At 74.0% G+C, this 9,746-nt stretch carries 10 protein-coding genes; 2 read left to right on the top strand and 8 right to left on the bottom strand.

The window, feature by feature from the left end; all coding sequences use genetic code 11:
* From ACYC1Z_RS12295 to hisC, 3 genes are all read right to left on the bottom strand, one after another.
* The coding region (locus ACYC1Z_RS12295) for an alpha-ketoacid dehydrogenase subunit beta (RefSeq protein ID WP_461409819.1) at nucleotides 1-946 on the bottom strand (946 nt) is incomplete at its 3' end.
* The gene (gene pdhA, locus ACYC1Z_RS12290) at nucleotides 943-2,088 is read right to left on the bottom strand and encodes a pyruvate dehydrogenase (acetyl-transferring) E1 component subunit alpha (RefSeq protein WP_461409818.1); all 1,146 of its coding nucleotides are present in this window, start codon (nucleotides 2,086-2,088) and stop codon (nucleotides 943-945) included. The genes pdhA and ACYC1Z_RS12295, both read right to left, overlap by 4 nt.
* A gap of 286 nt (nucleotides 2,089-2,374) precedes the next feature.
* On the bottom strand, nucleotides 2,375-3,475 hold the full coding sequence (hisC, locus tag ACYC1Z_RS12285; RefSeq protein ID WP_461409817.1) for a histidinol-phosphate transaminase: 1,101 nt from the start codon (nucleotides 3,473-3,475) through the stop codon (nucleotides 2,375-2,377).
* Between the two features lie 52 nt (nucleotides 3,476-3,527).
* Here hisC and ACYC1Z_RS12280 point away from each other — a divergent pair, with 52 nt between their 5' ends.
* A complete protein-coding gene (locus tag ACYC1Z_RS12280) occupies nucleotides 3,528-3,908 on the top strand; it encodes a phage holin family protein (protein WP_461409816.1) in 381 nt (126 codons plus the stop codon).
* 15 nt (nucleotides 3,909-3,923) lie between these two features.
* Here ACYC1Z_RS12280 and ACYC1Z_RS12275 read toward each other — a convergent pair whose 3' ends face one another.
* The 5 genes from ACYC1Z_RS12275 to ACYC1Z_RS12255 form a co-directional block, all read right to left on the bottom strand.
* Nucleotides 3,924-5,507, bottom strand: coding sequence for a hypothetical protein (locus tag ACYC1Z_RS12275; protein ID WP_461409815.1), 1,584 nt, complete (start codon nucleotides 5,505-5,507; stop codon nucleotides 3,924-3,926).
* Nucleotides 5,504-5,788 carry a hypothetical protein gene (locus ACYC1Z_RS12270; RefSeq protein ID WP_461409814.1) on the bottom strand — a complete coding sequence of 95 codons (285 nt, stop codon included), beginning with the start codon at nucleotides 5,786-5,788 and terminating at the stop codon, nucleotides 5,504-5,506. The genes ACYC1Z_RS12275 and ACYC1Z_RS12270 overlap by 4 nt, the downstream gene beginning before the upstream one ends.
* Before the next feature lie 192 nt (nucleotides 5,789-5,980).
* On the bottom strand, nucleotides 5,981-6,700 hold the full coding sequence (gene hemQ / locus ACYC1Z_RS12265) for a hydrogen peroxide-dependent heme synthase (protein ID WP_461409813.1): 720 nt from the start codon (nucleotides 6,698-6,700) through the stop codon (nucleotides 5,981-5,983).
* Between the two features lie 85 nt (nucleotides 6,701-6,785).
* Entirely contained in the window at nucleotides 6,786-7,916 is a 1,131-nt protein-coding gene (locus tag ACYC1Z_RS12260; RefSeq protein ID WP_461409812.1) for a ferrochelatase, read from the bottom strand.
* Nucleotides 7,917-7,960: 44 nt separating this feature from the next.
* On the bottom strand, nucleotides 7,961-9,394 hold the full coding sequence (locus ACYC1Z_RS12255; protein ID WP_461409811.1) for a glutamyl-tRNA reductase: 1,434 nt from the start codon (nucleotides 9,392-9,394) through the stop codon (nucleotides 7,961-7,963).
* 51 nt (nucleotides 9,395-9,445) lie between these two features.
* Here ACYC1Z_RS12255 and ACYC1Z_RS12250 point away from each other — a divergent pair.
* Nucleotides 9,446-9,746: uroporphyrinogen decarboxylase family protein (locus tag ACYC1Z_RS12250; RefSeq protein ID WP_461409810.1), on the top strand; the 301-nt coding region annotated here is incomplete at its 3' end.

Below are 9,746 nucleotides of genomic sequence, written 5' to 3'. Positions count from 1 at the left end.
GGTACTCGTCCTCGTGGGTGTTCGCCGGGTAGGGGGTGTGGAACCCGCCGACCCGGAGCACGGGTGCCTCGAGGGCGTAGAAGCAGCCCTCGGTGATCCGGGCCGCGATCTCGGCGCCCGGGCCGAAGAACACCGGCGCCTCGTGGGCGACGACGAGGTGCCCCGTCCGGGCGACCGAGGCCGCGACGGCGTCGAAGTCGATCGGCGAGACCGAGCGCAGGTCGATGACCTCCACGCTGCGCCCCTCCCCGGCCGCGACCTCCGCGGCCGCGAGCAGGATCTTCACGGTGGGGCCGTAGCCGACCAGGGTGACGTCGTCGCCCGCGCGCACCGTGCGAGCGGCGTGCAGGCCGGTGGTGACGCCGGACTCGGTAAGGTCGACGTCGTCGTCCAGGGCCACCTCGCCCTTCTCCCAGTACCGGGCCTTGGGCTCGAGGAAGAGGACCGGGTCCGGCGAGGCGATGGCCTGCTGGATCATCGTGTACCCGTCGGCGGCGGTGGCCGGGGAGACGATCCGCAACCCGGCGGTGTGCGCGAACAGCGCCTCGGGTGACTCGCTGTGGTGCTCGATCGCGCCGATGTGCCCGCCGAACGGCACCCGGATCACCACCGGCATGCTCAGGTCGCCCTGGGATCGGTACGTCATCTTCGCCAGCTGGGTGGTGATCTGGTCGAAGCCGGGGAAGATGAACCCGTCGAACTGGATCTCGCACACGGGCCGGTAACCCGCCATCGCGAGCCCGACGGCGGTGCCGACGATGCCCGACTCCGCCAGCGGCGTGTCGACCACGCGCTCCGGCCCGAAGTCCTTGTGGAGCCCCTCCGTCACGCGGAAGACGCCGCCGAGGGGGCCGATGTCCTCCCCCATGAGCACGACCTTCGGGTCCCGCTCCATCGCGCGGCGCAGCCCGGCGTTGATCGCCCGGGCGAGCGGCATCGCCGTCATCGGACCTCCTCCTCGAAGCCGGCCTCGTAGGCGGCGAGCGCCGCGCGTTCCGCATCGACGAGAGGGTGCGCGGCGGTGTAGACGTGGTCGAACATCTCGCGGTGGGGTCCGCCCGTGAGCTGGAGGCAGTACTCGCGCGCAGCGGCGGCGAGCGCGGCGGCGTCGTCCTCGACGGAGGCGAGGAATGCGGCACCGGCCAGGTCCTCGGCCTCGAGGTGGCGGCGCAGACGGTCGATGGGATCCTTCGCCCGCCACGCGTCCTCCTCCGCCCGGGGGCGATAGCGCGTGGGGTCGTCGGACGTGGTGTGGGCGCCCATCCGGTAGGTGACGGCCTCGATGAAGGTGGGCCCGCCACCGGCGCGGGCGCGCTCGAGCGCGGCCCGGGTGACGGCGTAGCAGGCGAGGGCGTCGTTGCCGTCGACGCGTACCGACGGGATGCCGAAGCCGGCGCCGCGGTGCACGAGGGGGACGCGGGCCTGCGTGCTGGTCGGCACGGAGATGGCCCACTGGTTGTTCTGGACGAAGAAGACCACCGGCGCGTTGGTGGAGGCGGCGAAGACCAGGGCCTCGTTGACGTCGCCCTGGGAGGTGGCGCCGTCGCCGAAGTACGCCACGACCGCGCGGTCGCGGGTGGGGTCGCCGGTGCCGACGTCGCCGTCGCGCTGGATGCCCATGGCGTACCCGACGGCGTGCAGGGAGTGCGAGCCGACCACGAACGTGTAGAGGTGGAAGTTGTGGTCCGCGGGGTCCCAGCCGCCGTGCCGCACCCCACGGAAGACGGGGAGGAGCTCGCGCAGGTCGAGACCGCGGACCAGGGCGACGCCGTGCTCGCGGTAGGACGGGAAGGCGAAGTCCCGCTGGGCGAGGGCGTGCGCGGAGCCGACCTGGGCGCCCTCCTGCCCGAGCGACTGCGCCCAGAGCCCGAGCTCGCCCTGGCGTTGGAGTGCCGTCGCCGCGTTGTCGAAGGCGCGGGTCAGCACCATGTCCCGGTACATCGCCCGCAGCGCGTCCGGTCCGAGCTCGGCGACCAGGGGGTCGTACTCGGCATCGTGGTGGCGCCGGCCGCTCGGGTCCAGGAACTGGACCATCGCGTCCGACGAGGCGTCCGGACGGGCGGAGCGGGCGGCTTCGAGCTGAACCATGCAAGACCTCCACGGACGGCGGCGTGCGGAGTGGCACGCACAGTACTCCTGCCGGCCCCTCCGCGCCGGGTACGGCGGAGGGGCCGGCAGGCAGACGCGGTCTCCGTCCGGGGTGTGGTCGAAAACCTGCGACCTACGCCAGCGTAGGCTACGGAACCGTAACTTTCGATTGTCGGGATCTCACAAGAGGCTGGCGCGCTCTCGCGAGAACTTCCACGATCTCTGTACGAATCCACAGGCAGCTCCGCTCCGGCCGGGTTCGCCCGGGCCGTGCGAGGCGGCGCTCTCAGCCCGCACGGCCACGCGGGACGCGGGCCTGCCAGGCGGCTGCGGCCGCGAGGAAGAGGTCGTTCCCGTCGGGCTCGCCGACGGAGACCCGCACCCCCTCGCCGTCGAAGGTCCGCACCAGGACGCCGTGGCTCCGGGCGGCGTCGGCGAAGGCGGTGGCGCGGCGGCCGAGGGCGAGCCAGACGAAGTTGCCCTGCGCGTCCGGGAGGGTCCAGCCCTGCTCGGTGAGCGCGGCGACCACGCGTTCCCGCTCGGCGACGACGTGGTCCACGCGCTCGCGCACGAGGTCCGCCGAGCGCACGGCCGCGAGCGCGGCCGCCATCCCCCCCGAGTTCACCCCGAACGGCGTGGAGACCGCACGGAATGCGGTGGTGAGCTTGCGGCGGGCGAGCACGTAGCCCACCCGCAGGCCGGCGAGCCCGGCGGCCTTGGAGAAGGTGCGCAGGACGGCGAGGTTCTTGTACCGCGGCAGCAGGGCGGCGCCGTCGGTGGGGTCGTCGAGGCGGACGAAGTCCAGGTACGCCTCGTCGAGCACGACGAGCACGGCGGCCGGGACGCGGTCGAGGAAGGCGACCAGGTCGGTCTGGGTGAGCGCGGTCCCGGTGGGGTTGTTGGGGCTGCACAGCAGCACCGCGCGGGTGCGGGGCCCGACGGCGGCGGCCATGGCGTCGAGGTCGTGCCGGCCCGCGGCGTCGAGCGGTACCGGCACGGCGCGGGCGCCGGCGACCTGGGCGAGGATGGGGTAGGCCTCGAAGGAGCGCCAGGGCATGACCACCTCGTCACCCGGCTCGCACACCGCGGTCAGGATGTGCTGGAGCACGGCGGTCGAGCCGTTGCCCACGGTCACGCGGTCGGCGCCGACGCCGTCCCGCCGCCCGATGGCCTCGGTCAGGTCCGTCGCGTACATGTCCGGGTACCGGTTGAGATCGGCGAAGACGTCGGTCAGCGCGGCCGAGACCGCCGGCAACGGCGGGAAGGGCATCTCGTTGCTCGAGAGCTTGTACATCTGCCGCCCCCCGGCGAGCCGCTCCCCGGGCACGTAGGCGGGCAGCTTCTCGACATCCGGGCGTACGCGTACGGCGGGGATCTTCGTGGCCATGGGACAAGGATGCACCCCGGGCGGGCCGCGGCGGCATGGCAGGATCGTGGCCATGAGGTTCCTCGTGCGGTTTCTCGTCAACGGCATCGCGATCTGGCTCAGCACCTTGATCGTGACCGGTATCGCCCTGCCCGCCTCGTCGACCACGGGCGAGAACGTGCTCGGCGTCGCCGTCGTCGCGCTCGTCTTCACCCTGGTCAACATGATCGTCCGGCCGGTGGTGAAGCTCCTGTCGCTGCCGTTCTACATCCTCACGCTCGGGCTGTTCTCGCTGGTCGTCAACGCCCTCATGCTGCTGCTCACGGGTTGGCTGACGGGGCTCACCGGGTTCGGCCTCACCGTCGACGGCTTCTGGACCGCGGTGCTCGGCGGCCTGATCATCTCGATCGCGACCTGGATCCTGCACCTGGTCATCCCAGGCGATCACAAGTAGGGCGTCGGCCCGGCCTCAGCGCGTCCGGGCGATCTCGAAGACGAAGGAGTCCGTGCGGGCACCGGGCGACGACGTCCCCATGGCGTGCTCGTTCGCCCGGAGCCACGCCTGGACGCCGGGGTCGGCGACGCCGTCGAGCAGGTCCGCGTGCCCGGCGTAGGTGGTGAGGTGGTGCGGGTCGTGCCCGGTGCCGGCGTTGACGGCGACGGTGACGTGGTGGTCGGTGGGGGTGTTCGGCTGCCCGTCGAGGCCGACGGTGCGGTCCTGGACGTCCTCGAGACTGAGGACCCGCACGGTCTCGGGCAGCTCGACCGGCCCGACGGGTGAGCCGGCGGTGAGCAGCGTGGTGACGTCGAACCTGGCCCGGAAGAGCGGGTCGGCCACGAGCCGGGCCGATACGAGGCCGCCCTGGCTGTGCGCGGCGATCGCCACCGGCTCGCCCGGCGCGATGCCGGCCTGGTCCATCGCGGTGGCGATCCCGACCTCCATGTCGGAGACGGCGCCACCAAGGGCCCGGAGGTTCGTCTCGTTGTCCATGGGGTTGCGGCCGCCCGACCCGGATGCCTGCGTGCCGGGGACGACGACGGTCCAGCTCCGGCGGCCGTCCAGCGCGGTGGTGCGCAGGATCTCGACCGCGCCGGCCCCGGTCGCACGCACGTGCCGTTCGAGCGCGCCGATGCGGCGCAGGGCCTGCCCCGGGCCGGTGGGCGGGTTGCGCACCGGGCGGGGCGGGGCCGGTACGGCCGGCACCCGGGGAACGAGGACGACCGTGGCCGGCGCCGCCGCGATGGGCGGCACCACGGCTATGCCGACGACCGGCGGCGCGGTCGAGAACGGCCCAGATGACGCGAGGAGGCCGGCCGGCCCGATCGCCGCGGTGGGATCGACCTGCTCGACGGAGAGCCCGGGGTACTCGGCACCGAGCCGGGTGGCGAGGCCGACGGCGTCCGCCGGCGTGAGCATCCCCAACGCGGTGCGTTCGGCGGGAGTGGCCCGCCAGGCACCGACGAACTGGCCGTCGACCAGCGCGAACCCGAACCGCATGTCCCCACCCCAGTACTGCGCGTCCTCGGCGAACGCCGCCGTGTGGCGCTGCATGGCGATGGCGTCGGGCACGGGACCGCCGAGCGTGGACCGGGCGGCGCCGAGGTGACCCAGGAGCGTGGCGCCGTCGAGGACGCCGAGCCCGATCCGGACCCCCACCGGGGCGAACGGCGTGAGGAAGCGCCACGGATCGGGCCAGAACGTGGTGCTCACCGCCCGGTCCGCCTCGGCGTACCAGAGTGCCTGGACCCGAAGATCGCCGGCGAGCGCGCGCAGCTGCTCGGCGAGCCGCGGGAAGGTCCCCCACGACTGCGGCGCGAGCAGGTCCCGGGGCATCGGGGCCGCCGGGGCGAAGATGTTGTCGCGCTCAACGACGGCGAACGAGCCGGTCGCCGCCTGCGCGTCCCGGCCGGCGGCGGCGACGTGCGCCGCCGCCACGTCCAGGTGGACGGCGATGGCCTCGAGCTCCGCCGTGTCCACAACCATCACCCCCGGCCCGCCGGTGATCATGATCTGGGTGTCCCGCACGGGTTCGGCGGGCGGTGCGGTGCTCACCCGCCGGCCCACATGGCCCGATGGGCCTCCTCGCGCTGCTGGTCGGCGAGGGCCACGGCGGCGTCCGCGGCGAGCAGCTGCTGGGTCAGCCCGTCGAGCTGGCGGATCCGGTCGCGGAGGGTGTCGTCGAACATGCGGGCCGCTCGGCCCTGCCACACCCGCGGCCCGGCGACGCCGAGCTCGGTGCGGGCGGTCGCGACGCCGTCGAGCGCGCGTCGGATGGCCGCCCGGGCCGACGAGAGGCTCGTGGACCCGTCGGGCAGGCACACCGGTTCGGCCACGGTGCTCCTCCATCCGGCCCGGGCACTCGCCCGGGCTGGCACGAACGTAGCGGCGGGCGCCGATGCCGCGGGGCGCGAGCCGGGTGGCCTGTGGACGACGTGGCACCTGGCCGCCGGCGCCGCCCGGGCACCGCCACACGGGCACCGCGCCGCCCGGGCACCGCTCGGCGGCGCGCCGGTCGGCCGCGTCGCTCAGCCGCGCGGCTGGCGCTCGGCCCAGTCCGCCAGGCTCACGCGCGGGCCGGTGTAGAACGGCACCTCCTCGCGCACGTGCTTGCGGGCGTCGACGCCACGCAGCTCGCGCATCACGTCGACGATGCGGTGCAGCTCGTCCGCCTCGAACGCGAGGATCCACTCGTAGTCGCCCAGCGCGAACGCCGAGACGGTGTTCGCCCGCACGTCCGGGTAGGCGGCGGCGGCCATCCCGTGCTCGCGCAGCATCCGGGAGCGCTCCTCGGCGGGGAGCACGTACCACTCGTAGGAGCGCACGAACGGGTAGACGCACACGTACCCGCGCGCCTCCTCGCCGGTGAGGTAGGTGGGCACGTGCGCCTTGTTGAACTCCGCGGGGCGGTGCAGCCCGACGACGGACCACACCGGGGCGAGGTGGGCGCCGAGGTCGGAGGCGAGCAGCCGGTGGTACGCGTCCTGGACCTGCTCGATGGTCTCGGCGTGCCACCAGACCATGAGGTCGGCGTCGGCGCGCAGGCCCGCCACGTCGTACCAGCCGCGCACGACGACGCCGGCGCCGGCCACGGACTCCAGGGTGGCGGAGACCAGGGCGGCGCGCTCGGCGCCCGCCTGCGGGAGCGGCTCCGCCGTGGCGAACACCGACCACATCGTGTAGCTGATCTCCGTGTTGATGCGCTCGGTGTCGATGCGCTCGCCGATGCGGGGGGTGGTCTCGCTCATGCGTCCTCCTGGGTCGTTCGCGGATGGGTCGATCGCGGATGGGTCGATCATGGATGGTCGGGACGGTGCGGGTCGGGTACCGGGTTCAGCGGGCGCCGGTCCACGCCGCCTCGCACGCGGCGGGGACGTCGGTCTCGACGCCGGGCCGGAGCAGGCAACAGCCGGGCGGGCAGACGTCGTGCCAGGGCCCGGCGGCCCCGACGGCGACCCGCTCGGGTGCCTCGCCGCGTTCGGTCGCGGCCCGCTCGAGCAGGAGGTCGGCCAGCCCCGCGACGAAGGCGGGGTGCGTGCCGGCGGTGTCTGCGCGGACCAGGCGCATCCCCAGCCCGCGGGCGGTCTCGGCAGCCTCGGTGTCGAGGTCGTAGACGACCTCCATGTGGTCGGAGACGAAACCGATGGGCGCGAGGACCACCTGGTCACCACCGGCCTCGCGCATCGCGGCAAGGTGGTCGTTGACGTCGGGCTCCAGCCACGGCGTCGCGGGGTCGCCCGAGCGGGAGCAGTAGGCGAGCTCCCAGTCGAGCGTGCGCCCGAGGCGCTCGCCGGCGAGCCGGGCGATCTCGGCGCCGACGTCGAGGTGCTGGGCGCTGTACGTCGCGCCCCCCGGTGCCTGCGCTCCGGACGCGATCCCCATCGTGGTGGGGATGGAGTGCGTGACGAAGAGCAGCGGCGCCGCGCTCGTGCCGCCCGTGGCGACGAGGCGCTCGTAGGCCGCGACGACGGCGGCGACGTTGGCGGCGATGAAACCGGGGTGGTTGTAGTACGGGCGCACCTTGTCCACCCGGAGCTCGCGTCCCTCGCCGGCGAGCTCGGTGAGGGACTTGGCGATGCTCTCCCGGTACTGCCGGCAGCCGGCGTACGAGCCGTAGGCGCTGGTGACCAGGGTGAGGACGCGCCGCGCTCCGGAATCGTGGGCCTCGCGCAGCGTGTCGGTCAGGTACGGGGCCCAGTTGCGGTTGCCCCACATCACCGGGATGTCGACGCCGCGCCCCGCGAGCTCGGCCTGCAGCGCCGCGAGCAGGGCGCGGTTCTGGTCGTTGATCGGGCTGCGGCCGCCGAAGGCGTAGTAGTGCTCCCCGACCGCCCGGAGTCGCTCGTCGGGGATGCCACGGCCGGCGGTGACGTTGCGGAGGAAGGGGACGACGTCGTCCGGTCCTTCCGGGCCGCCGAAGGCGAGCAGGAGGATCGCGTCGTACGGGCGGAGCGTGAGGGACATGGCACTTCGTTCTGCTCGGCCGGCCGGAGCCGGGGCGGCTGGGTCTAGTGGATGGGCATGTAGGCGCCCAGGGGCTGTTCACAGGGCGCGGGCACCTCACGAGCCGGGGCCGGCTGGGCAGCCACGGCCACCGCAGCAGTTGCCGGTACGGCGGGCACGGTGATGCCGAGCACCTGCTCGAGCGCGACGAGGTGCTCGCTGGCGCGGCCGTCACGCCCGGCTGCGCGGGCCCGGACGGTCGGCTCGTGCAGCAGGCGCGCGGCGAGCCGGTGCAGCGCCCGGGTGGCGTCCCCCGTGGTGACGACCCCGTCGGCGGGCAGCCGGTCGAGCTCGGCGGAGACGGCCGCCTCGACGGTCGATCGCAGGGCGATCACGGCGTCGTCCATCCGGCGCTCGGCGAGGTCCGCCGCCAGGCCGCGCACGCCGTCGGCGACGATCTCCCGGGCCCGGGTGACGTCCTGCGCGGTGGCGGCGGGCGCGTGCTCACGCACGGTGGGCAGGTTGACCAGCAGTACGCCGTCGATCGACTCGACCGCCGGATCCACATCGTGGTTCAGGGCGAGGTCGACGACGACGAGCGGCCCGGGCCGCCCACGCGCACGGCGCGCGGCGAGTGCGTCGGCGACGGTGGCGGTACCGAGCACGGTCGAGCCGGTCCCGCGGCAGGTGACCACGAGGTCGGCACCGGCGAGCGCGTCGGTGAGGTCCGTCGCCGCCCGGATGCCGTGCGACTCGGCGAAGGCCCGGCTGCGGCCGGAGGCGGACCAGACCTCGACGTCGCCCACACCACGCTCGCGCAGGGCGGCGAGGGAGGCGCCGGCGTAGGAGCCGGTGCCCACCAGCAGCACGTGGCGCTCGGACCAGTCCGCACGAGGGAGGACGATCTCGTCCCTCGTGCGGGGCGCGGCGGGCTGGTCCCGCTCGCAACCGTGCTCGGCGAGCCGCGATCCGGCCAGGTCGAGGGCCACCGAGACGACGGACCGGCCGGCTCGGGCGAGGTCGGTGGCGACGGCGACCTGCCGGGAGGTGCGGGTGGCCTGCTGGAGGGTGTGCTCGAGGAGGGGGGACGTGGTGCCCTCGGCGCGAGCGGTCTCGAGCGCGCGGCGCACCTGCCCGGTGATCTCACGCTCACCCACCACGATCGCGTCCAGCCCGCTCGCCACCTCGAAGAGGTGCTGGACGGCGGCGGGGCCGGTGGCGGCGCGCATGAGCTCGGCGACCTCACGCTCGTGCGCGCCGCTCGCCCTCGCGACGGCGCGGTGGGCGGCCCGCACGGCCGCCGCGGTGGTCTCGGCGTCGGCGTCCGGGCCGGCGTCGAGGTAGACCTCGAAGCGGTTGCAGGTGGCGAGCACGACGGCCCCACGCACGGCAGGCTGCTGCACCACGACCTGCCGGCCGACCTCATGGGCGCCGGTACTCAGCCGCTCTACCTCGGCGAGGTCCAGATCGTGGTGGTTCGCAGAGAGCAGTACGAGCACCACAGCCCCAGTAGTTAACCATTCTTCGGAGCGTCCGGGCACAATGTCCGGGTGACGAATCCCAGGCCCGTCGAAAGGCCCGACGAATTGCCCCTGCCGCCGCTGCTGGAGGCGTATTCGGGACGACGACCGGAGCGGTTGCCGGTGTGGTTCATGCGGCAGGCGGGACGCTCGCTCCCGGAGTACCGCGCCGTGCGCGAGGGCGTGGGCATGCTCGAGTCGTGCCTGCGTCCCGAGCTGGCGGCGGAGATCACGCTCCAACCCGTCCGGCGCCATGGCGTGGACGCCGCCATCCTCTTCTCCGACATCGTCGTGCCGCTGAAGCTGGCCGGGATCGACGTCGAGATCCAGT

Source organism: Georgenia sp., assembly GCF_054605595.1.
This window is presented reverse-complemented; position numbering and strand designations above follow the sequence as displayed.